Below are 23,189 nucleotides of genomic sequence, written 5' to 3' on the forward strand. Positions count from 1 at the left end.
GGAATCTATAAAAAAAGATTGAACCGCTGTATTAAAAAAATCTGCTCTGATTTGAAATTTGTTTTATGTGATATATATTCCTGATATATATTGGGATATATTTGAGGAACAATATCGTTAACAGATGGTAAATGTTTTAAGGAGATTAAACAATGAAGATTAAGATAGCTCTGGTATCAATTGTTTTTGTCATGATTTTGAGCATGCCTTATGGTCAGGTAGGCGCCTCGGATTACAACAGCAACTGGCCCACATGGAGGGGCCCCCTGTTTACCGGCGAGGTGGTAAAAGGTAACCCTCCTACAATCTGGAGCGAGACAAAGAATATCAAATGGAAAATACCCTTACCAGGAAAGGGCCTATCCACTCCGATAGTATGGGGAGATCAGATATTCCTGACCTCTGCCATACCTCTTGATAAAAAGGCGTCTGAAGAAACCCTTGCAAAACTTAAGGAGGGGCAGGCATCTTGGATGCAGCCCAAACTGCCCGAATATCTCCAGCAGTTTGTGGTCTATTCCATTGATAAAAACACCGGGAAAACTCTCTGGCAAAAGGTTGTACGCGAGCAGTTTCCCCATGAAGGCACCCATAATGATGGTAGCTGGGCCTCACAATCATGTGTGACTGATGGGGAATATCTTGTTGCATCATTTGGTTCTTTTGGAATTTACTGTTTTGATCTCAAAGGTAATCTGAAATGGGAGAAGGACATTGGAGATCTGAATATCCGGGCCTCTTTCGGGGAAGGTAGTTCTCCTGCCCTGTATAATGATTATCTGATCGTAAACTGGGATCATGAAAAGGATTCCTATATATATGTCCTTAATAAGAAAGATGGCGAGGTTATATGGAAAAAGAAGAGGGATGAGAAGACCTCATGGTCTACACCCATCGTTGTCCCGGTAAAGGGAAAGCTTCAGCTGATTGTAAGCGCCACTGGAAAATCAACCGCCTATGACCTGCAAAATGGAGATATCATTTGGGTAATATCAGGTATGACCGAAAATGTGATCCCATCACCTGTTACTGACGGTGAACTTGTTCACCTGATTAGCGGTTTCAGGGGCGCTGCAATGCAGACAATCAGGCTGGATGAGGCAAGCGGGGATCTGAAAGAGTCATCCGCATTAGTCTGGACATATAACAAAAATACCCCGTATGTCCCTTCAGCGCTTCTCTACAATGGCAGGCTCTATTATCTGCGCGGAAATGATGAAAGGCTGAGCTGTGTAGATGCTAAAACCGGAAAGATATTTTATGAGGCTGTTAAGCTTGATGGAATGAAAGGTGTGTATGCTTCACCCATTGGTGTTAACGGCCTTGTTTATGTGCTGGGCAGGAATGGAATGTGTTATGTTATAAAGGATGGAGAAGAGTTGAATGTTGTTTCCAGAAACCAGCTTGATGACAATTTTGATGCCAGCCCTGTTGTTGTTGGGAATCAATTGTTTTTGAGGGGTTTGAAGGCTCTTTACTGTATTTCGGAGTGATTTTTAAATTGGCATGGCGCATAGAGCATAGCGCATGGAGTAAGTATAAAAAATTGGTTTTGATATTGCCCTATGCTCTTTGCCCCCTATGCGCTATGTTTTCCTGTATGTTGTAGGGGTAACCCCCTGCCTGCCCCTACACTTATTTCCAGAATCATTCAATTCGCCCTGCGCCTTGAGCCATTCCTCTCTTTCTAACCCTCGAACCCTGGAATCCTTGACCCCTTGAACCCTTACTTTAAAACCACACACTTCATCTGCTTCTGATCCCTGATCAAAAGCTTCCCGTCACTTAATGCCAAAGGCGCCCATGCCTGTTTTGTGTCAAGCAGTTCTGCCTTTGCCTGCACCCTGAATTCATCAGGAGTTGGCTCAATAAGATAGAGCATCTTTTCACCATCACTGCTTAAAATAATGTCATCAGCTAGAATGAATCCGCCCTTGTCAAAATTAGGGTCTTTCCCTGTCTTCCATTTGATGTTGCCCTTAAGGTCCATACACATGAAGCCATTTCTCACCTGATTATTTGTGCCTTGGCTATAAAGATGCCCTTTGTAAAATATAGCGGGGTGCACATGGGAAGCGAACTCCTTTGAAAACATCACCTCATTTACTTCCCATGAATTCTCCTTCTTATTTAACTGTATAAGCGCCCCTCCAGATAGATACCCTCCTGTGATAAACAGGCTGTTATCGCCCGTCTCTGTTACATTAGGCACAGGGGTCTTGCATTTCCAGCCATCATAAGACCATAAAAGCTTGCCTGTATCAGGGTTAAACCCCATGACAGCCCCGGTGCCCCCACCTTCAGGCCTGGTGGCTGATATCATCACCAGATGATCTTCATTATCCATTTTGACCACCTTTGGTGAGACATATCCGGGGCTCCCTGGAAGGACCGGTGTCTTCCAGATAATCTCTCCATTTATCTTGTCATATGCCACAATGCCGACCACCTCTGTCTGAGGGGCAATAATCACCATGTTTTTATAAACAAGGGGGTTCTGGGCAATCGCCCACATGGGGATGTCTGTTTTACTGAAATCTGTCCAGAAGTTCTTTTTCCATAAAGGTTTACGGGTGTCTTTATCAACACAGAGGAAATTGCCGAATGCATCACTTACATAAATTCTGCTACCATCTATTGTTGGTACTGTCCTTGAACCGTCATAGCTGACTGACCATTTTGCCTCACTGCTGAATTGCCATTCTTCTTTTCCGGTAATAAGGTCAAAACAGCGTAAAACATTCTCTCTGTCATCAACCCTGTCATATATGTAGACCTTACCTTTACTAACAGCAGGCCCTCCGAAACCCTCACCGAGTGGAACTGTCCATAAAATCTTTGCCCCCCCTGCGGGCCATTGCCTTAAAAGCCCCTTTTCATCAGATACTGCATCCCGGTCAGGTCCAAGGTACTGTGGCCAGTCAGATGCCTGGGTTTTGCAGATATTAAAAAGGAAAAGAATAATAAGAATCATTTCTGTAATCTTCATATCAATACCTTCCTGAATATAGAGATTGTACATAGTCTGATCTGATATAAATTTTTTAAAAAGTCAATAGTTCTTAAATGTAATAAAAAGTGCAATTATAAGGTGTATTTTTATAGACAAATTAACTGGAAAATATGAAAAAGAATACGATAAAAGAAGTAGTTAGAGAGTGTCAAGAATTTATTTTTTACAAAAAACAAGTGGTGTCTGTTGTCAGGTTTATTAAGTAAATATTAAATAAAATTAATATAATCAGTATATTGAAGAGTATTTGCATTTTAATTGTAATAACCTTTAACTAGAATAGCCCTTTAAAAATCCATGTGCATTATTTTCTAAAAAAAATTATTGTAAGACTGGTATAAGAAATGCAAATGGTCAGGTTCAGCAGGAAAATACTAAAATAACAGGAGCGAAGAATATGTTTTTTCTATTTCAGTACAGTAAAGCGGGTCTTCCAGGTGGTTTAATCAACCTTCATCAGTCACTTCTTGAAAGTATAACCTCATATTTTGAAAAAGGTGAATCAGTTAAAACAAGGGTAAGGGAGATTAGAAAGTCACTCAGAGATGCAATAACTTTTGCAAAGAAAAAGAGAATATATCCCAGCAGCAAGACAAACCGGGCAGCTGAACTTATGGAAGAGATGTATGAAGAGCTTGAACTGACCCATAAGATACTTAAAGAGGCAGCCATTGAAATGGAAAACATGATTAACAAGATAAAGGAAGAAAGGGTTATTAATGTCCACTCGATTATTACCGAGGCCCAGGAATATTTTAAGATAAAAGAGGTTGATGCCGGGATACAGCTCCTTGAAAAGGCACAGAAGGAACTAAAAGAAAAACTGCTTGTGAAAACAAGAAAGAAGGTTTTCGCAGGTTATAACAGTGAGCTAAAAAAATTAAAACATGAATTTGCTCAAAGGGAATGGACAGAAAGAAAGAATAAGAGCTCTAAATTTTTCAGCTTGTGCATACCCTATGAAAATTACTCTACCTATAAACTTATCAGGAATATAATCGACGGCTTTACACGTTTAAAGAGCTCATTTGCATTTGACAGGGCAGAATAGTCAATCCTCCAAAAGAGTGCAGAGACAAGGCATGTTTACCCGCCGTTATTCAGGCGGGCCTTGTCTCTACATATTATTCTGTTGACACATAATATTATCCCCCATATCCAGGCATCTTCGCGAGTAATCAGAGATGAATGGTAATGCCGGGGTTGAATCCAAAAACTCATCCACAAAAGCAGCCACGCTAAGGTTTTCTGCGTGCGTTTGTGTCCTATTCGGCATGTCTCTGTTTTTATGCATCTTTATTCAATAATACCGCTCTTATTTTTTGTAATGCAGACAAGGAAAAGATAAGGGGATAAAGTTTTTCATGATACCATAGCCTTGCAAAATAAAGGCCTATAGGGCTTGAAGGCAGTTTGTCATGGTTATTAATCATTTCAAGCAATGCTTCTGATCCTTTTAAAAGTGCCTTTTGAACTGGCGCGGCTAAATTATCAAAGAAACCATGAAGAGCCGCACAGCCTGCAATGGCATCAAGGGCAAGGGAGGTCTCCTCAATTGTGGCAGGCGCATTCTTATCTCCTCCCCATGTGCCATTTTCTTTTTGTGCCTCAATCAGCCATTTAAGTCCGCTCTTAAGCGATTCTTTCATGGTTGAAAGTTCAGTGGATTTCATACGGGTTAAATGAGAAATTACCTTTGCTGTCCCATAAACAGGGTTCTTCATATCGTGAACATCTTCGTTACCAAACCACAAAGGTACCCATGAACCATCAGGCCGCTGAGCATTTCGTAAAAACAGGAAACCCTTTTCCATGGCAGAGTTAATACTATTTTGCAGTTCAGGCCTCATATCAGGCATCCATGCGGAACATGCTGCAAGTGCATGGGCGGTAAGGTCTGTAGCGCTTTTATCAAAGGGTAATTTACCCCAGCCTTTGCAGAATGTGGGTATGCCTCCATCACGGTTCTGCAGATTAATAAGCCAGAGGATGGCCGCCTCAACCGCATCAAGGGGCTTTTCGCCATCCGGGTCAAGATTCTTTATGGCCATAAGGGCTCCTGAAGTATCATCCGCATCAGGCACGCCCCCTGGGAGATCAGTCCATGCCCAGCCTCCGGGGTCTGCCCCGGTATACGGGTGAATCTCCCTGTGCTGCTGGCCTATAAGCCATGTAAAAATGAGGTTTTGCTGAGTTTTACTTATATTATCATTCTTTAACGCCTGTACAGCCATTGTGGAAACCCAGGTTGATAGATTTGTATCTATCGGCCAGCTTCCGTCTGTTCGCTGGCTGTGAAGCAAAAAATTAACCCCTTTTTTTGTAACAATGTGTTCCCTGTGTCCGCAGTTTGCAAGGCTCATCAGAACAAAGCTTGTCAAAGGAGTGGCCTCCAGAAAACCTCCATTTTCAGGCTGGATTTTTGTCAGGACTTTAAGGGATTTTGTACGTGCCAGTTTACGGGCTATCTTTTGAACCGGGTTAACAGGGGGATGATGATGAAATACGACCTGCCCGATTGCGATAAGGGCGGGAAGGGCGTAGCTTACAACCGGCAGCTTAAGCCATTTGAACCACTGCTGGGGCAGGACAGCCAGTTCAAATGGGAGACCCTTAACATGTTTCCAGCCCTCCTTACCCAGTCTGCCCGCAAGGGCACACATGGTGAGAATAGGGCATGAAAATGTCCTGTCAGCTCCATAGGCCGTTAAGATTGATCCGGCAATCTTTTCCGGATCAATAGAACCTGCGATACCTTTTATATATTTTTCACAGGCATCAAGGGCCTCCTGATCCGGTGAGGTAACTGTCATGGCGCAGTAAACAAGAAGGGTAGTGCTGAGGTTGCTCTTGCTTATTGCTGTATCGCCCCATCCACCATCAGGACTCTGATTTTTTATGAGCCAGTTTATGCCGGAGTTAATAGATGAAGCATGTTGATTTTCATCCACAGAAGCCAGCGCAAAAACAGCAGTTGCAGTGGAAAGGGCACTGCTGCTTAACTCACCGGTCCAGTAACCTTTGTCATTAGTTTCCGTGTGTAGCATCTGCTGCAATCTGTTAATAGTAGATTCAATCTCTTTCATGGAATCTCCGCAAGATAGCCAAGGGCGAGGAGCCCGTAATAGGTGTACTCACAGTCAATAACAGGGTCTGCCCATGTCCCGCTGAAGCCGCCCTCTGGGTTCCAGAGCGTGTCAAGAAACTCAAGGTGGCCCTCCCTAATGATCTTATTTTCAGGGAAGTAGGAAATGGCCTGAAGGGCAGTGGCAGTGCTTAAGAGATCAGGCAGATTCATTGGGCTGTCACTCTTAAAGGCGCAGAAGCCCCCCCTCTCACTTGCCCTGCCCATAAGCCATTCAGCCCCCCTTTCAGGTAAAGGCCTCCCAAGCATATGATATGAGCATATGGCCGCGGCTGTTGAGGGGGTGGTTGATATGCCCCCTGCCTGTTCATTGGCAAAGCCGCCGTCATCCATTTCAAGTTTATCAAGGCAGTTTAAAATTGCATCAGGGTCAGGAGGCGCAACACCCATATCCTCGCACATGGTAAGGGCCATAAAACAGCCATAGGCATTACCATGCGCATCTGACTGATTAGCGCTGAAACTGCCATCCGCACATCTGAGTTCTACAAGCCTTTGGGTAAGCCCCTCCTTTAGACCGGAATCAATAGTAAAGGATGATATGTCAGCCAGATTTGTATATGAGCGGGCAAGGCATGAAAGATGAACCAGGTCAAGCCCATGCCCGCTCTCAAAGCCAGCCAGATATCTTTTTATAAGATCAACAGGGAGGGAGAGCTCAAGGCTGATGGCCAGTTCAATGCCAAATACGGTATAGTAAAGGTCGCTCTTATTATCGCGGCCCATGAATCCGCCATCGTGGTCCAGATGCCTCAATACAAAACCGCTGACAAGCCCTGTGGATTTATCCAGCAGCAGAGGCGCCCTGCCCAGGGCCTGTATCATCTCCTGTCTGAGTGTCATTGCAGCATCCCATTAAATCAAAGTCGCCAAATATCTTGCTGATCACGCGGCGCAAAAGCCCCTTAAGTGCAGGGTTATTAAGCTGCGCCAGGCTCTCAATTGCCCTTGCCTTTGTGCTATCCATCAATGCCCGCGCACATTGATCAATATTAAGATCGCTGAAGATCTCCATGATATGATCAAACTCTCTCTCCCTTACGCCTGGCTCCTGCCATGCCCTTAAGAGCAGTTGACGCGCCTCCTCTTTTGCCTGTTCTGTTGCAAGGGCCATGAGTATGCTAGGGTTGTCAAGCAGGCGGCGCCTCTTTTCATGGGGGAGAAGGTAATCCTCCAGGTCATCCCTGATCTGGTAGGCTACACCCATTGCCTCGCTGTATTGATGAAGGCAGGCCAGCACAGAACTGTCCGCCCCTGCAAGGAGCGCCCCAAGGGAGAGCGCAACATCAAAGGCAGGGGATGTCTTTCTCCTGAATATCTCGATCACCTGATTGGATGTGAGAGATTCAGGATGCCTTGACCAGTAGAGCTCCTCACCCTGCCCAAGGCACATGATGCGATGCGCATGGGCAGCACATTCAATCAGAGAGGCCTTCACCTGCGCAGCCACATCCAACTCTGAGAGGAGCTGATATCCCCAGCCAATAAGTAGATCCCCTGCATTAAGCGCAACAGGGATGCCATATCTTGCATGAAGGGTCTCCTGCCCGTATCGAATATCATCATTATCCTCTATATCATCATGGATAAGAGATGCCTTGTGAAAGCATTCCACTGCGACACATATACGCCTGATATTATTGTCGGAGATGTTATTGCCCGGTGTCAGGGCTGTAAATGTGCATGACGCAAGAAAGGGACGCCATCTTTTCCCTGACAGGGCAATCCAATCCATTGCAATGGCCTCTGTCTGCGTGCCTTCGGGCCTGATAACCTCATCAAGCTCCTCCTTTGAAAACCAGGAATCAACACGGTTTCTCTCCTCTTCAAGGTTCAGCCGCGGGATTGAGGGGTTTTCAGATGTTTCATACAATGCCTCCCATAGCCAGTCTGTATCAATAGCTGTGTTTTCACACCCGTCATAGAGCAGGGGGATAGCTATACCGGGTACAGCGCCTGCCTCCATGTATGGAAAGACCCTTTCAAGTGTGGAGAGGCAGCTTACACCCAGAATTGCCTCAATCTGGCGTGTCTCTATCAGGCTCATTACAACCGGCGAACCCTCTGCAATGAGCACCGCATACCCCAGCTCCTCTGCCTGCCTTTTAAGGTCATTTATTATGCATGATCCGCAGTGGGCGCAGATGAGCCCGATCTCATCCATAATGCCCCTGCACTTTTCCGCTGAACGCAGACACTTTGGTACCAACAGCAGGCGCCTGTTATAGGGGATGGCAGTAAAGATATCATGCCACAGGGTATTATTGATGAGCACAGCTACAAAACCCCTGAACCTTGCGGGCCATTTATACTGGTTCAGTAATATTTCTGCATGTCTCTCAAGTTCAGCAATACCAAGAGGCGCACAGAGAGAGTTTGACTCAGCATAATCCCTGACTATCCGGCGCAGCTCTTCCCTTTCCCTAAGGGTGCAGGGGATATCCGCCTGGGGCGGACGGGCATTATATATCAATGCAAGGTTAAGGTCGCTCATCTCTTTTTCTCCGTTGCGCTGTACGCGGAAATCGTTGCTGACCCTGATAATCTCTTTGACATGCCCCGAAAGGTCATGCGCCAGTTAAAGATCTCTGCCCTGCCCATCACCTGCATTATCATACGTTTAAGCCAGGGCACACCTCCTGCCTGCTGGTTGTCCCACATGAGTTTGGGGACACGTTTAAAATTGATCTCATAACAGGTGCGATAGAGTTCAAAATGGCTCATGCTCATACTCGAAACAGAAAAACCGCCACCTGCCCTGATATCCTTTTCAAGCACAGGCTCATAGAATACAGGGAAGACAACAAGCTCCTGAGAGGAGAGCTCTTTAATGAGACTGAGGGTATCTATCACATCCTTAGGCTCCTCACCGGGCAGGCCCAGGACAATGCTGATTACCGGGAAGAACCCGGAGCGGGTCATCCTGCCTACTGCCTCCCTTATAATGTCAGGCCAGTCTTCAGATGAAAATGGCGCAATCTTACCGGGGCTGTTGGCAGCAACAAGCCTTCCATTGGCGCTTTCAGCCCCCATGTTTACCCATAGGTATTTTGCCGGTTTTTCCCAGGTCAATAGCCGCCGGATCTCCACAAGCTCCTTTTCCTCAAGATCAATAACGCTTGTGATATTGGCGTGATCTATCTGCATGAATGATAGCCCTTTAAGCCCTCTCATCTGTTCAAGGAGGGATGCAAGCCTTTTAAAATCAGGCCTTGTTGTGGATGAGCCATACCTGAAAAAATCTTCGCTCCCGCTCACCACATTTTTTATTCCATTGGAAAGGTTTGTCTCGAGGTCTGCCATGATCATATCAGGGGAAAGGTGTTTCATCCCCTTCTGGGCCATGCTGCAAAACCTGCATCCCCTTCCGCATCCCCTTGAAAGCTCAATAATACCCATCATTGAGGGGCCACAAATGGGCTGAACGCGCTCGATGCCAATCCCATTTACAGCAACATAATTATCTACATGCCTGCCCGCTAAAATGTCAGCAATAAGCTCAGGGCCAGATTCTTCGAAATAGCCCTCATATACCACATCAATGCCAAGACGGGCCGCTTCATCCGGGCTGGTTATAAATTGCCATGCGCCTGCCCCTCCGAACACCACCTTGAAGGGGTATTTTTTTTTGGCAGCCTTGAGCATGAGGAGCGTCTCTCTTGTCCATCTCCTGGTATAGAGTTCCCCTCCCCAGAAGCTGCTTGTGGTGGTATTGCTCATGCCATGACCAAGAGGGTCGCTGGAGCTGAAGAGCACAAGCTTTACCCATGGCCCAATAAGGTCAAAAAGCCGCTCAGGTGTGGTGCAGACTATATCATCAGGAGAGAGACCTGATGCGGCCCTCATGCATGATTCAATGCGGCGCAGCCCCAGGGGAGCAACAGAGGCCCTGCCATTTTCATCAGTATGCACCTTTGGGCTTAGAAAATATCTCATAAGGGGTTCAGGCACCTTGCTTGTCTGCATGGTTGCAAAGATGCCCTCAAACAATACTGGGTAATTGGCGCTTAGTGTGCGGTCAGCCACCAGTATAACGGCAGGTCTTAAGAAGTTATTTTTCATCCTGATCTCCGGCCTTAAAGGCCCTTTTTTGTATCCGGGACAGGTCTGATGGTGAGAGTCCTTCCAGCACACTCATCGGGATATCAAGCCTTTTGTGAAGCGCCTCCAGCATATTAACCGGCTTGCGCGGCTCAGCGGAAAAGAGCCCGCCCTGCCTGCCGCGGTTTCTCAGCATGGAGTGGATGTCTGTTCCATTCAGAAGATCCAGCCTTACAGGAGGTGCCTGGATTTTTGATTCATCTATTTCGTCACCATTAAATGGTGGCTGATTCAGTTTAGGAAATATAATGGCCCTGCCAGGGCATATACGGGCGCATGCGGCACAGTTGTTTTTACAGTTGTCAGGGTGGGAAACCCTGATATTGGCCTCTTCATCAATGGTGTAGACACCAAAAAGACAGAAATTAAAACAGAGTTTACATTTCTGGCAGCGGCCCCGATCAATTACCGGGAACCATGGCTCCTGTAAACCGCTGAATGCTATCTTCTCAGGAGTGCCTCCTGAACCTCCTGTTACCTCACTTGTGACCCTTGACATGATCTCTTCAGGAGGCATGACCCGCGGGTTGAGGATTATGATTTGACTGCCGGGTGAAGACTCTGCCTCTGCCATGCTGAACAGGGCCTGTATGGCCCTCTCATAACAGGCAATAACAATAAGTTTACTGTATTGCACCCACGCCTTTAACAGCGGGTCATTATGCGAGACAAGCCCGCACAGGTCATCAACAATAACCGCATCATGGCCATGTTGTTCAAGACTTTTAAGCAGCATATCACGGGATTCATCAGAGACCAAATCCCTGTGGGTACATTTGCAGTAAACTATCATATTATTTTCAGCCATATAACTTCCAAAAATATTAAGCTGTTTTTTTGTCTGTTTCATAAAATAATTAAGACATTACCTTGAGCCTTGCGCCATTAATTATCTAAATATTCAATGTGGAAACACAACTGATGCGCAGCATGTAATGCTCAAATATAAACATGATATATTTTAATGCATTATATAGCCAATTAAAGGATAGTCAATCTATGTTGATGCCTATCCCTTGAATCCTGTTTATTCCCATATCCTTTCTCTCACTATTAGACTTTTGACTCTCTTTCTTTCTCTCCTCTTTTCCCCCCTTGCTTTTTTAAATAGTTCATCTTAAACCCAGCTTTTTTATTAGTTTGGGTGCAATGTATTATTGTATCTTTTCAATCTCGGGGAGTTAACTTATAATTGTTTATGGTTCATGCATTTGTGTATTAAAAAGATGAAAACGGGTATGATGTATACCTTCACCGCCCGGAAGAGCCATGCCGGAAATTTTTTGGGGCTCCAAAGGCCAAGGCTAATGATGATTAAATATAAGGAGAACTATTATGGCGACACCAGGGTTTGGAGGAAAGTTACTCTTAGTTAATCTTACCAATAAACAGATAACTGCACTGGACACAGAAAAATATGAGCAGTTCGGCGGCGGGCATGGAATGGCCACTGCACTTTTCTGGGATTATTGTGTGGCGCCCGGAGACTGGGATCTGCAGGATGCCTTTCACCCGAAAAACATGGTTGCCCTTGTAACCGGCCCGGTAAGCGGGACAGGAGTGCCGTGGGCAGCAAGGACAAGTGTTTCAGGGTTGTCACCGCAGTGTTATCCCATACAGTGGTTCGGTCATAGCAATTTCGGCGGCATGTTCGGGGCCTTTATGAAAATGGCCGGCTGGGATGGTGTTGCGGTCATTGGCAGGGCAGAATCCCCTGTCTATATCAATGTGGTAGATGACAGGGTCACCATTGAAGATGCTAAAGAGCTCTGGGGTTTAACCACATGGGAGTGCCAGGAGGAGATATGGAAGAGATCCGGCATCAGGTATGGTAAGGAGTGGCAGGGGGTTGAAGAGAGGTATACACTACAGAGACCTGCTATAGTAACCATAGGCCCTGCTGGCGAAAACATGACCAGGGTAGCATCACTTGTCCACGGAGGCGGAAGCGGTGCAGGGCAGGGAGGTTTCGGCGGGGTATTTGGCTCCAAAAATCTCAAGGCAATCGCCTTTCTTGGAACAAAGGGGATAAAGATAGCTGATCCAAAAGTATTGCTGGATGTAAGAGACTGGTATTACCAGAATTGGCCGGCAGGGGCACCCCCTTTTGCAGGGCAGGGTGTATCATCAGCGTGTATTGGCTGCGGACAGGTAAGAAAGTGTCATAACCGGGACAGGATTCATGGCAAGGATTCGGATGGTTGCGCTGAGGCAGGATGGTTCTACCTTACACCCCAGGATGCAAATGGGATGGACGATGCAACAAAGTTCAGGATAAACGCTAAAGGCACTGACATAGTCCAGCAGCTTGGTATAAACGGCATGGAAACCTGTTTCATGGGCCCCCTGACATTTAAAACTGATCATAATCCCGATTTTCCAATTCAGCCGGAGGTGCCCGCCTATACGGCCCTTGGCTGGTACATGAAGAGGATGTATGACATGGGTGTTATAGGCCCAGGCACAAAATATGATACTGCCCCTCTGAATTTTAAAAAGTTTGCCACTCAGGAGTTCATGGAGATCTACGGCATTGCCCTGGCAAACCGTTATGGAATAGGTGACCTGTTGGCCGAGGGAACCGCGCGCATGGCGGATATACTTGGACGAAAGGATGATTTTAATACACTTGCCAGACTTACCAACTGGGGTTATGTGGATCACTGGTCCATGCCCGGAGTAGACTGGGCCTATGGTAACCTGATGGATTCAAGGGACATCAACAGCCATGATATAGACCTGGCAAACCCTGCTGTAGGTCTGATGGGTTTTGGGGGCGGCGGCAACAGCAAATGGTCATGCGAGGAGTTTGTAAAGATCCATGCAGAGCGAACCACGCGCAACAACCCCTACTGGTTTGATTTCAGCTGGGAGGGTAAACAGGCACATGATACCGGTGTCTTTTCAAGGCACAAGGCGGAATTTGTCGCATGGCGCATGCATTACTGGACCTATTACAAGGAATCTGTCGGATTCTGTGACTGGGGTTATACAAAGCTCTTTGATGCAAACCACCCGAAAGGCTATGGCTATACCCCTGAGGCTGAACCTCGCTGGCTAAACGCAATCACCGGAAGAAAACACACCTTTGAGGATGGGCTTGAAATGGGAAGACGCGCCTGGAATCTGAAACGTGCAATCTTTGCCCTTCAGGGCAGGCACAGAAAGATGGAAAAATTTAACGGTTACATGTACAGACCCGGGGCGTCCTATTGCGGATTTTACAACACGAAGCCAATATACGATGGAAAAAACTGGGAATGGAAGGACTGCAAGGAGCTTTACCTGACTGAAGAGGGTGTGGAAAAGTGGAAGAGCTATTTCTATGAGATAGAAGGCTGGGACAAGGATTCGGGATATCCGAAGAGGAAAACCCTGGAAAAGCTTGGTCTGAAATATGCTGCTGATCTGCTTTCTAAAAAACTTGTTTAAGCATAAAGCCAGGGGATAGACTGTATGCTTAAGGCTGGTAGGAGGTATAAATTCAAGACTAAAGATTCACGATCCAATATTCCTCTAGTTCCAATGTTCTTCGTTGGAAAAAACGTTCGGCATGTAAATGTGGAACAGGTGGCGCACTTCAAAATGTTAAATTACTTTTAAGTTGGTAAATTGATGTGCGCCAACTATAAAAAAGTCCTGGTTTTATTACATCTCAGGAGATATTTAATTTTTTATGTCCGTTTCCACTTTTAATACAGTATTCTTATTGTTTTCATGAGATCCTGTTTTTGACTGAACAACAAAATAATAAGGTTTACCAGGTTCAAGCCCTGTAACATCAATATGGTTTATATCTATTTCCTGCACCGCTGTATTATCCGAATTGCAAAGCACTAAAAAGCAACTGGATTCCCGCCTTCCAGGGAATGACTATAAAAAGACTATTGTTATCAAAATCTTAAATTTAAAATCATTATCTTTCAATCTCTGCAAGCGTCTTTTCTATTGCATCCTGGAATATGGCAAATGGTTTTGCGCCGCGGATATAGGTTGCCCCCTTCACCTTTTCGGGATTTTCCGGATCGACTTTCCCAAGTATAAACCCCGGCACACTCGGTATGCGAAGCTTATCAGCAAGGGCTACATTTTTAGTGACTGTATCAGCATGTTTTTTTATCTCCATGCAGACCCTGAAATCAGGCATGTCAAGATTAATAGAGGATGCAATACCTTTTATGTCTGCCATTTTGGTCTGATTAAACATGAGCTCTTCATGCATCTCCCAGAATTTACCCTGATCAGATGCACAGTGTGCCGCCTCAGATGCTGTCACAGAAGGGAGGTCTGACAGCAAAGGATAATCTATAACCACATAGCGAAGTTTCCCGGTATCAATAAAGTGCTTCTGTATATCAGGCAGGGTCTCTCTTGTATGAAATGAACAATGGCTGCATGAATAGTCTGAGAATTGCACAATTATAAGCCGGGCTTTATTACTCCCCATGACCTGATTACCTGCAATATCAAACTCAACATCCTTTACAATAGGGTCCGGCTGCCTTGGAGGCTGATTCTGTTGCATGATCATATTGATCATCTCTTTGTCTTTGTTTATGGCCTCCTGTACAGAGCTTGATTCCATTCCATTTTTTTTCTTTTCAGTCGCCTGCTCCGCAGCAAATACAGGAGAGGCAACATCTGATACCATTAAAAAGATTAGAGCGGCTGTTATGACAAGCCTTATATGCATTTTTTGATCTCCTTATTCTCAATAAAAAAGCTTCATCCATAAAAACAACTTTCTGGATGTATGCTATTTAGTGTCCATCCAGAAAGAGACAAATTCTGGATGGGGCTTTCATCTGTCAGCGATCAGATGTCAGCTAAATCTTTGATTTGAAAGTCTTTTGCTGAAAGCTGAATGCTGATGGCTGACCGCTTGAATCCAAAAACGACAGTTTTTGGATTGACATATTTAGTATTACCAGTGATTCCCTTTGTCAATAATCTATCCAAAATTTTGTGACGTTAGAAATGGTTGACAAAAAAAAAGATTACCTATAGATTTTTCATATTCCCTAACATATTAATTTGAAAGGTATTATTGTTATGAAAACAATTATTTCCGGTTCTATGGCTTATGACAGAATAATGGAGTTTCCGGCAGGATTCTCCGAATGTATATTACCCGAAAAGATAGATAACCTTAATGTATGCTTCACTGTTAACGGCATGAAGGAGAGGTTTGGCGGCACAGCAGGCAATATTGCCTATGCCCTCAGGCTCATGGGTGAAGCGCCTGAGATCTCTGCCGCCATTGGTCAGGATCATGCAAAATACATTGACTGGCTCAGAAAAAACAATATCTCTACAGGCATGATCAAAATTATTGATAAGGATTTCACAGCAGGGGCATTCATTACCACCGATAAAACAGGCAACCAGATAACCGTATTTAACATCGGCGCAATGGGCAATTCATCATGCCTTGATTTTAACAGCCTTGACCCTAAAAATACCATCATTATAATATCACCGGGTAATCTGGATGACATGGTCAACTATCCGAACCATTGCAAGGAGAAGGGGATAAGGTATATCTTTGACCCGGGTCAGCAGATACCGGTTATACCCCCTGAGGCACTTGAAAAATCCATTGATGGGGCTATGATACTTATTTGCAATGAATATGAACTTGACATGATCATGAATATTACCGGGCTTAATAGAGATGCCCTTCTTAAACGGGCTGAGACCATAATTGTTACAAAGGGAGAAGAAGGCTCAGTAATCTTCACACAGGATAGTAAAATAGAGATACCTGCTGTGCGTGCAATTCGTGTGCTTGACCCGACTGGCGCAGGCGATGCTTACAGGGGCGGGCTTATAAGCGGAATTGTAAGGGGAATGGGGCTTAGAGAGAGCGCTATACTTGGCAGCGTATGCGCCTCCTTTGCAGTTGAATGTTATGGGACACAGGAATATACTTTTACCAAGGATGAATTTCAAAAAAGACTGGATGAGGTTACTAGATAGTGTCCATCCAGAAAGAGGCAAATTCTGGATGGGGCTTTCAGCTGTCAGCGATCAGCTGTCAGCTAACTCTCTGATTTGAAAGTCTTTTGGTGAAAGCTGAACGCTGATGGCTGACCGCTTGAATACAAAAACGATAGTTTTTGGATGGACACTAGATAACAGTATATAACAGCAAATCTGGAGAAAGGAAAAATGACACAGACTAAGGAATGGGCAGAGGCAATTGGAATCAATACACAGGATATCTTACCCCCCTCGGAAGATATCAATGAGAGCTACTGGAGAACTGCAGGGGAGGTCGCCATTCGAATCCTGTTGCTTCATTCAATTGTGGCAGCCGGCTCAGGCATAGACAGAAGGACTATTACTTCATGGTTGCAGGATCAGAACCTGTGGGAGCATGCATCACCACATGAGCAGACAGTGCTTCTCTCCCCAAGGGTCTTCAGAGAGGACAGGTCCGCTTCACAGTGGCTTCAGGAGGCGCAATGGGCGCTGTTATGGACTATCAATAAGGTTGAAGCCCTCGGCCTTCCGACAAAAACATGTAACAGTATCAGGCTGGTTGATGAGATTATGCCTACCCTCGGCGGCAATATAGACCAGTTCATCTCCACCGCAGAATTCCGGCCTGCCCCGGAGATAAATGCGGAAAATGACCGAATCAGCAGGCTGTACCTGAACTACAATAAGGCAGCCGATAAAGGCGAGGCACCTGATGACCTTATCTACGGGGTGCTGGCAAACCGTTATCACGCCTTCAGGTGGCTTACAAGTGATGACCCATGGGATGATGTGAAAATGGACATCACAGAGTCATAAATATCGATAGAGAGATATCATGAGAATAAAAATGCTCGGAACAGGAGGGGCAATAAATGACGGGCTCCCATATAACTCATTCATTGTTGATAATACCCTTCTTGTTGAAACCCCGCCCGATATCATGAACAGCCTTTACAGGGAGGGTATAGAGAGAAGGGATATATCGACAATATATATATCTCATTTCCATGCAGACCACTGTTTCGGGCTTCCATTCCTTCTTTTAAAAAATTTTTTTGACGGGTATACAAATACAATAGATGTTTATGGATCTGAAGATATTAGGCAAAGGGTATTAGATTTGTGTGCTCTTGCCTTCGGGCCTGAAAGCAGGATGCTAAACTGGGTAAACACATATGTCAGGTGCCATGAGGTCAAAGAGGGTAAAGAGGTAACAGCCTGTTCAAAATACAGACTCATTCCCATAAGGATGTTTCATTCTGAAGAGACGTACGGTTTCAATCTGGATTCAGAAGGAAAAAGGCTTCTGTATATAGCTGACTCATACTGGGATATGAGCCTGCTTAGATACATGGATGATGTGGACACCATTCTGATAGACCTGAATGGCGAAAAATCCGACACTGTAAAGGTGCATATATCTGAGGATGACCTTGTAGAACATGCACTCCCTTACTTAAAAAACAGAGAGGTTATTTTTTACGGCACGCACCTCAAATTCAGCAAGGTATCATCAAACAAGAAGATAAGGTACCTTAAGCCTGGAGATGAGTTAATTATCTAAGTCACCCTGTTATCCAGCACCCGACGCACTGTTTCCGCCACGTTATATAAAGCAAGTGGCTTCATTATATATTTTGCAATGCCTGCTTCAGCCGCCCTCTGTTCATCAATAAGATCACTGTAACCGGTGCAGAGTATAACTGGGATATCGGCCCTTAATGCCTTTACCCTTCTGGTAAGGTCAAACCCTGTCATTTTGGGCATGGTCATGTCTGTAATAATAAGGTCAAACCTATTTGGATCATTCTCAAATACTTTGCAGGTCTCGACGGGGTCTGTCCCTGATGTTACTCTATATCCAAGCCTTTCAAAGAGGTAGGTGAGCAATGTTACGATACTCTTTTCATCATCTATAATGAGTATACTTTCACTTCCACCAAAAAGTGTGCCTGATGATTCATTTTCCTTTTCAGGCTGCTCATTAACAACCGGGAAAACTACCCTTATTGTTGTGCCTTTACCTGGGATGCTTTCAACGCGGATCTTTCCATTATGGACTGTCACTATACCATGCACAACAGCAAGCCCCATACCACTGCCCTCTCCCACCCCTTTTGTTGTAAAATAGGGGTCAAATATGCGCTCCATAATATCAGGCAGAATGCCATGCCCTGTATCCTTCACTATCAGCTCTGCGTACTCACCATTGGGAAGGTCATAATATTTTATCCTTTCCCTGTCCCTGGCGCCGAATCTTATGACTGAAATATCGAGTGCTCCTCCGGTTTCACGCATGGCATGTGCGGAGTTTGCGCAAAGGTTAAGCATCACCTGGCTTATCTGGGTTGAGTCGCCTATTATATTGTCATCAGACTCAGGGATATTTACGGATATTGATATTGTTGAAGGTATTGTGGCCCTGATCAGATTTATAGATTCCCTTATTACCCTGTTTATGCTTATGGGGCTAAACTCCTGATCGCTTTTACGGCTGAAGACAAGTATCTGCTCAACCATCTTTTTTGCCCTGAGACATGCGGTCTTTATCTCATCAATAAACTCTCCGACAGGCCCCCCTTCTGATATGGTGATCTGGGTAAGCTCCGCATTGCCAAGGATAATGCCAAGGATATTGTTAAAATCATGCGCAATGCCTCCGGCCAGCGTGCCGATTGATTCCATCTTCTGCGCCTGATATAGCCTAGATTCAAGGTTCTTGCTTTCGGTGATGTCATAAAAAGCGCCCTGAATAAAGCTCTTCTTTCCCTCTCCGGGGTTTATCCGGCAAATATCCCTTACCCACTTTACCTTGCCATCTTTGCGGCTTATCCTGTATTCATTATCTATAACCTGTACAGTGCCCTCCTTTAGATTATCAATATCAGCCATGACTTTCTTGATATCTTCAGGATGAATCAACTCTCTTAATGTCAGCTTCTTTTCAAGAATTTCCCAATCATCATAACCGGATATATCCTTCACATAACCGTGAATCATCATAAATTTAAGACTCTCCTGATCTGCCTGATAGGCAATGCCTACAAAGTTCTGCAAAAACTGACGATATTTTTCTTCGCTGTCCCATAAGGTACGATTAAGCGCCTCCAGTTCACCTGTATACTCATTGACCTTTCCTAAAAGTTCTGCAAGTTTCATATCAACAAGACGTATCTCACTGCTTACGACCCTGCAGCGGGATGAGACAGGCTCTATCTCCCTGATATTGCCCGCTGCCAGTGATTCAGCCAGAAACTGAAGTGGTTTAAGCAGGTACAGAAGGATCATCCATGATGCAAAAAGAAGCACTATTGTCCCGCAGGTGGCAGCTATAAAACTCTTTTTTACACTTTTCTCAAAATGCCTGAATGAATATTTACTGCAATGAAAACGGGCAATGCCAAGCAGCTCTTTTGTGTTAAGAGAAAAAAGGGGTATCTCAACATTGTAATAATCATCATCTGTGTTTTTAGTCTCAACATCCTGCCATCTGCTTATATCAAGCGAACCCTCTTGCACATCTTTTAAGACATCATAATCCATTATAAGCTCAATGCCTGAAACAAAAGGTGTGCCTGTAACAGAATCCCTGAGCAGAAATAGATCATCTATAGTGCTGATGATCTTTTCCTTGTTTATTTCTCCATCTGAGAGAGAGTTTGCAATAGCGTTGCTCTGGGTCTGTGCAAGTGCCTTGATATTTGACTCTATATCACTCTCTATATGAGGCATCATAAAATAGAGCCAGTAAAGTGCAATGGATATCTCAATCACAAATGCCAGCACCACAAACATAAGTGTGATCCGGCCCTTCAGGGAGGACGCATATTCAGAAAACTTATTGCCCATAGATAACCGATACCCTCATATAGAATTCTTTTATGTTTATTCCTGCCGACTTCATGGTTGATTTATTAATATAGGGCAGAACCCTGTCACTTATGTGCAGCCCTCCCAGAACACCCTTTTCAACATCCCCCTGAAAAGGTGAAAAGAGAATAACTCCCTTGTTTACTGAAAATCTGATTATCTCAAGCAGTTTTTCATCAAGGGGCTGCATTAAAAAGATGCCGGCAGGAGGATTATCCGCATATGCCCTCATAGTAAGGTCATTCGATATCTCAACACGGACTGGTATATTGCAGATTGTTTTAAGTTCGCCCAGTCTCTGCGACATGGAAATGGCCTGAGACCTTTTGTCAGTATAAACAAGAAGCAGGGTAATAGTTCCGTCACTGCCTCTCTTTTTTACAATGTCAAGGTCAGCAGCTATCAGGCTTGGGAAAAGGTCAATGCCTGCCCTCACCCCTAATTCATCCCTCTCTACTGAATATGCCCTTTCGCCCGTAATAACTATCAGGGCAAGGCTGATAAGGAGGAAATTCCAGGCCAGATATCTGGCATTCTTTATGTTAAAAAGTATCTTCATGAATATAACAGCAATTAGAATTCATATGTTATCTTTGTCCACCACTCTCTTCCCGGTCTTGGATAGTCATTAAAGTACAGATATTCCGGGGCTGCATAATACACATCTTCATTAAGGATATTTTTCATCCCGCACCTTAAGGTCAATCCCGGTGTTAAAAGGTTGTACAGGCTTACAGTAGCGTCAACAGTGTGATACCCCTTTAATTTTGCCCTTGTATCAGTTACTGCCCTGTTTCGTTTGCCAACATAGCTGTATTGAAGGTTAAAGGCCATGTCCCTGCCGGGTTCAAATATGACGCCCAGATCCCCAAGCCATTCAGCCACCTCAGGGATAGAGCCCCCTGTGATACTGTTATTTGAATGTGAATAGGAGATATTGCTGTCAAGCTTGAATCTTTCAAGAAATTTATACTCAACCTCCAGTTCAGCCCCTGAAATTTTAGTCGAGCCGGTATTTGAATATGTGCCCCCGCCTGCGCTAATCAGTTTATCAAGCTCCGAATAAAAATAGGTTAATCTCCCCATCGTAAGTTCATCACGATAGAGGTAGCTAAGTTCCATAGTATCGATCGTTTCCGGATCAATTGCGGGATTACCCACCAGATATGGGTTATTCTTTGAATAGAGCTGGTTAAAGGTCGGGGGGCAAAATGCCCTTGCATACTGGGTCTTTATAATATGGTTTTGTGTTACCCTCCAGACCGCTGCGATTCTTGGAGAGAGTTCTGAACCCACATCATCATAATGATCATACCTGAGCCCGCCAGTGATGGAAACCATATCATTAATCTTATATTCATCCTGAAGGGTAATATTGATGAGGGTCCTGTCCATCCCCTCCTCGATCCAGTTTTCAGTGCCTGTGAATCTTGAAACAGGGCTGATTGGCGCGCCTGTTGAGGGTATGTAATTTGTATCATGCCAGGCGCTGTCTATTTCAGTATTTGCAAAGGCTGCGCCAAATTTTACAGTATGCTTCTTCCAACCTGCATAGGTGAAATCAACCCCTGCATCAATTCTATCTTCCATATAAAATGGGGCTGCCGCCATCCCCTCTGTATAGATGCCGATAAAACCTGGAGGCTGCTGAAATGTAAGGGCTGAGCTGAATCTATGGTGGAAAAACCCCAGGTTATACTCAAACAGGAGATTTTCTATCATATAAATTTCCTGTTTTATCTGTCCTCCATAGTTCTTGAACCTGAAGGCAGTGCTGCTGTGAGGAGGTGGTAGAGATCCCAGAAACCCGTAATAATCCCCCTGGCCCTCATTCAGATAATATCCGGTAAGATTCAGGCCCTTAAAGGAAAACCCCATAATCGCATTGCTCACATCCCTTACTTCATTAACAGGCCCCGGTGCATTGGAGATATCCCCCATGCCCATTCCATACAATTGATCAGTACCTGAGATAACATCTGCGCCATCTGTATCAAAGGCAGCAAGATTAAGGCTGAAGTCTATTGCGCGTGCCTCATTGGAATATGAATATAATGCGCTCCCGTGATATGAGTCATAACGGCCAACCCCGCCGGTCACCTGTCGGCCTTTATTGAGTGTAATGATGTTGACAACGCCGGTGCTTGCAAATTCACCGTGAACAGCAGATCCAGGCCCCCTGATTATCTCGATCCTGTCGATCTGCTCCACGGGTATATCAAGCGCAGGGTATGCCTTGCCCCACAGGGCTGAATTCATGGATATGCCATTGAGCTGGATCTTCAGGTTGCCCGATGAAATGGTATTTCCTATGCCCCTTACAAGGACATCTCTCAAACCCATATTGTTTATGCTGATATCCATGCCGGGGACAAAGCTCATTGCCTCCCATACATTATGGATGCCGCGCACCTTCAGGTCTTCACCTCTCAAGACTGTTACCATGCCCGGCACAAAATCCACGTTGAGCTTGGTTTTAGTAGCTATCTCAGTATATTTGTCAATAAACTGTATAAGGCGGGTGAACTCCTCTTCATCCTCATCTGACTGGGGCTGACTGCTCTCTTCTTTTGGGATGACCTGCTCTGATGTCGCTGATAAGATGGGTGAAATAAGAAGAACCAGGATCAGAATTAATAAGGCCGCAAGAGGGCTGCATGCAATTTTTTTCATGATAATTCCTCCCTACTGCCTGACTTAAGTGCTAAATAAATCAGGATATGCTGTAAAAGCTAAATATTCTGCCCTTTAAATACCATGGCAGAGTTTAACTTTGTTAAAATACGGAATACAATCTGAAAAATTATAATATCTAATCGGCCTTAAAATCAATTTTCATAAGAATATTTAGAGGTTAATACCATATAAATTTAGAATATTCAAATATGAAGAAAAAGGCTGACCCTGATGGTTTCTTAAAAAAGCTTAATCTCACACAAAGACACAAAGGTAACTACTTAGTGTCCATCCAAAAACTTTTTTTTTGTATTCAAGCGGTCAGCCATCAGCGTTCAGCTTTCAGCAAAAAACTTTCAAATCAGAGAGTTAGCTGACAGCTGAAAGCCCCTTCCAGAA

Annotated in this window: 17 protein-coding genes; 6 read left to right on the forward strand and 11 right to left on the reverse strand. The window is 44.7% G+C overall.

Annotated elements, in window-relative coordinates; translation table 11 throughout:
- The first annotated feature begins 152 nt into the window (after nt 1-152).
- The gene (locus tag GX654_22215) at nt 153-1,493 is read left to right on the forward strand and encodes a PQQ-binding-like beta-propeller repeat protein (GenBank protein NLD39577.1); all 1,341 of its coding nucleotides are present in this window, start codon (nt 153-155) and stop codon (nt 1,491-1,493) included.
- Between the two features lie 233 nt (nt 1,494-1,726).
- On the opposite strand, the gene GX654_22220 is transcribed toward GX654_22215, so the two are convergent.
- A complete protein-coding gene (locus GX654_22220; GenBank protein NLD39578.1) occupies nt 1,727-2,989 on the reverse strand; it encodes a PQQ-like beta-propeller repeat protein in 1,263 nt (420 codons plus the stop codon).
- Nucleotides 2,990-3,410: 421 nt separating this feature from the next.
- Between GX654_22220 and GX654_22225 the strand changes: the two genes are divergently transcribed.
- Complete coding sequence (locus GX654_22225) at nt 3,411-4,064, forward strand: hypothetical protein (protein ID NLD39579.1); 654 nt, start codon at nt 3,411-3,413, stop codon at nt 4,062-4,064.
- Nucleotides 4,065-4,299: 235 nt separating this feature from the next.
- Here the strand turns inward: GX654_22225 and GX654_22230 are convergent, their stop codons facing one another.
- The 5 genes from GX654_22230 to GX654_22250 are packed head-to-tail and all read right to left on the reverse strand — an operon-like array spanning nt 4,300 to nt 11,067.
- Nucleotides 4,300-6,099, reverse strand: coding sequence for a squalene--hopene cyclase (locus GX654_22230; protein NLD39580.1), 1,800 nt, complete (start codon nt 6,097-6,099; stop codon nt 4,300-4,302).
- Entirely contained in the window at nt 6,096-7,001 is a 906-nt protein-coding gene (locus tag GX654_22235; protein NLD39581.1) for a terpene cyclase/mutase family protein, read from the reverse strand. The genes GX654_22230 and GX654_22235 overlap by 4 nt, the downstream gene beginning before the upstream one ends.
- A complete protein-coding gene (locus GX654_22240; protein ID NLD39582.1) occupies nt 6,943-8,652 on the reverse strand; it encodes a DUF116 domain-containing protein in 1,710 nt (569 codons plus the stop codon). The genes GX654_22235 and GX654_22240 overlap by 59 nt, the downstream gene beginning before the upstream one ends.
- Nucleotides 8,649-10,220: a B12-binding domain-containing radical SAM protein gene (locus GX654_22245; protein NLD39583.1), complete on the reverse strand. Its 1,572-nt coding sequence runs from the start codon at nt 10,218-10,220 to the stop codon at nt 8,649-8,651. The genes GX654_22240 and GX654_22245 overlap by 4 nt, the downstream gene beginning before the upstream one ends.
- Nucleotides 10,210-11,067, reverse strand: coding sequence for a ferredoxin family protein (locus GX654_22250; protein NLD39584.1), 858 nt, complete (start codon nt 11,065-11,067; stop codon nt 10,210-10,212). The genes GX654_22245 and GX654_22250 overlap by 11 nt, the downstream gene beginning before the upstream one ends.
- A gap of 527 nt (nt 11,068-11,594) precedes the next feature.
- Between GX654_22250 and GX654_22255 the strand changes: the two genes are divergently transcribed.
- On the forward strand, nt 11,595-13,691 hold the full coding sequence (locus GX654_22255; GenBank protein ID NLD39585.1) for a hypothetical protein: 2,097 nt from the start codon (nt 11,595-11,597) through the stop codon (nt 13,689-13,691).
- Between the two features lie 234 nt (nt 13,692-13,925).
- Here GX654_22255 and GX654_22260 read toward each other — a convergent pair whose 3' ends face one another.
- Both GX654_22260 and GX654_22265 read right to left on the reverse strand, forming a co-directional pair.
- Nucleotides 13,926-14,069, reverse strand: coding sequence for a hypothetical protein (locus GX654_22260; protein NLD39586.1), 144 nt, complete (start codon nt 14,067-14,069; stop codon nt 13,926-13,928).
- A gap of 106 nt (nt 14,070-14,175) precedes the next feature.
- Nucleotides 14,176-14,952 carry a thioredoxin domain-containing protein gene (locus GX654_22265; protein ID NLD39587.1) on the reverse strand — a complete coding sequence of 259 codons (777 nt, stop codon included), beginning with the start codon at nt 14,950-14,952 and terminating at the stop codon, nt 14,176-14,178.
- Between the two features lie 359 nt (nt 14,953-15,311).
- On the opposite strand from GX654_22265, the gene GX654_22270 reads away from it, so the two are divergent.
- The 3 genes from GX654_22270 to GX654_22280 all read left to right on the forward strand — a co-directional run bounded on the left by GX654_22270 (nt 15,312) and on the right by GX654_22280 (nt 17,808).
- Nucleotides 15,312-16,238 carry a carbohydrate kinase family protein gene (locus tag GX654_22270; protein NLD39588.1) on the forward strand — a complete coding sequence of 309 codons (927 nt, stop codon included), beginning with the start codon at nt 15,312-15,314 and terminating at the stop codon, nt 16,236-16,238.
- Between the two features lie 192 nt (nt 16,239-16,430).
- The gene (locus GX654_22275) at nt 16,431-17,060 is read left to right on the forward strand and encodes a DUF4272 domain-containing protein (protein NLD39589.1); all 630 of its coding nucleotides are present in this window, start codon (nt 16,431-16,433) and stop codon (nt 17,058-17,060) included.
- Nucleotides 17,061-17,079: 19 nt separating this feature from the next.
- Complete coding sequence (locus tag GX654_22280) at nt 17,080-17,808, forward strand: ribonuclease Z (protein ID NLD39590.1); 729 nt, start codon at nt 17,080-17,082, stop codon at nt 17,806-17,808.
- Here the strand turns inward: GX654_22280 and GX654_22285 are convergent.
- From GX654_22285 to GX654_22295, 3 genes are read right to left on the reverse strand one after another with little or no spacing between them, the layout of a single operon-like run.
- The gene (locus GX654_22285; protein ID NLD39591.1) at nt 17,805-20,093 is read right to left on the reverse strand and encodes a response regulator; all 2,289 of its coding nucleotides are present in this window, start codon (nt 20,091-20,093) and stop codon (nt 17,805-17,807) included. The genes GX654_22280 and GX654_22285 overlap by 4 nt on opposite strands.
- Complete coding sequence (locus tag GX654_22290; GenBank protein ID NLD39592.1) at nt 20,083-20,673, reverse strand: hypothetical protein; 591 nt, start codon at nt 20,671-20,673, stop codon at nt 20,083-20,085. Before GX654_22290 ends, GX654_22285 begins: the two co-directional genes overlap by 11 nt.
- Nucleotides 20,674-20,687: 14 nt before the next feature.
- Nucleotides 20,688-22,787: a TonB-dependent receptor gene (locus GX654_22295; GenBank protein NLD39593.1), complete on the reverse strand. Its 2,100-nt coding sequence runs from the start codon at nt 22,785-22,787 to the stop codon at nt 20,688-20,690.
- Between the last annotated feature and the right edge of the window lie 402 nt (nt 22,788-23,189).

The sequence above is a fragment of the Desulfatiglans sp. genome (genome assembly GCA_012513605.1).
Taxonomy (GTDB): domain Bacteria; phylum Desulfobacterota; class DSM-4660; order Desulfatiglandales; family HGW-15; genus JAAZBV01.

What these genes read in the sequence shown, in the direction of transcription:
- GX654_22230 (NLD39580.1), bottom strand. Translation starts at nt 6,099, where the DNA reads ATGAAAGAGATTGAATCTACTATTAACAGATTGCAGCAGATGCTACAC.
- GX654_22280 (NLD39590.1), top strand. Translation starts at nt 17,080, where the DNA reads ATGAGAATAAAAATGCTCGGAACAGGAGGGGCAATAAATGACGGGCTC.
- GX654_22235 (NLD39581.1), bottom strand. Translation starts at nt 7,001, where the DNA reads ATGACACTCAGACAGGAGATGATACAGGCCCTGGGCAGGGCGCCTCTG.
- GX654_22285 (NLD39591.1), bottom strand. Translation starts at nt 20,093, where the DNA reads ATGGGCAATAAGTTTTCTGAATATGCGTCCTCCCTGAAGGGCCGGATC.
- GX654_22290 (NLD39592.1), bottom strand. Translation starts at nt 20,673, where the DNA reads ATGAAGATACTTTTTAACATAAAGAATGCCAGATATCTGGCCTGGAAT.
- GX654_22295 (NLD39593.1), bottom strand. Translation starts at nt 22,787, where the DNA reads ATGAAAAAAATTGCATGCAGCCCTCTTGCGGCCTTATTAATTCTGATC.
- GX654_22255 (NLD39585.1), top strand. Translation starts at nt 11,595, where the DNA reads ATGGCGACACCAGGGTTTGGAGGAAAGTTACTCTTAGTTAATCTTACC.
- GX654_22250 (NLD39584.1), bottom strand. Translation starts at nt 11,067, where the DNA reads ATGGCTGAAAATAATATGATAGTTTACTGCAAATGTACCCACAGGGAT.
- GX654_22215 (NLD39577.1), top strand. Translation starts at nt 153, where the DNA reads ATGAAGATTAAGATAGCTCTGGTATCAATTGTTTTTGTCATGATTTTG.
- GX654_22220 (NLD39578.1), bottom strand. Translation starts at nt 2,989, where the DNA reads ATGAAGATTACAGAAATGATTCTTATTATTCTTTTCCTTTTTAATATC.
- GX654_22270 (NLD39588.1), top strand. Translation starts at nt 15,312, where the DNA reads ATGAAAACAATTATTTCCGGTTCTATGGCTTATGACAGAATAATGGAG.
- GX654_22225 (NLD39579.1), top strand. Translation starts at nt 3,411, where the DNA reads ATGTTTTTTCTATTTCAGTACAGTAAAGCGGGTCTTCCAGGTGGTTTA.
- GX654_22245 (NLD39583.1), bottom strand. Translation starts at nt 10,220, where the DNA reads ATGAAAAATAACTTCTTAAGACCTGCCGTTATACTGGTGGCTGACCGC.
- GX654_22265 (NLD39587.1), bottom strand. Translation starts at nt 14,952, where the DNA reads ATGCATATAAGGCTTGTCATAACAGCCGCTCTAATCTTTTTAATGGTA.
- GX654_22275 (NLD39589.1), top strand. Translation starts at nt 16,431, where the DNA reads ATGACACAGACTAAGGAATGGGCAGAGGCAATTGGAATCAATACACAG.
- GX654_22240 (NLD39582.1), bottom strand. Translation starts at nt 8,652, where the DNA reads ATGAGCGACCTTAACCTTGCATTGATATATAATGCCCGTCCGCCCCAG.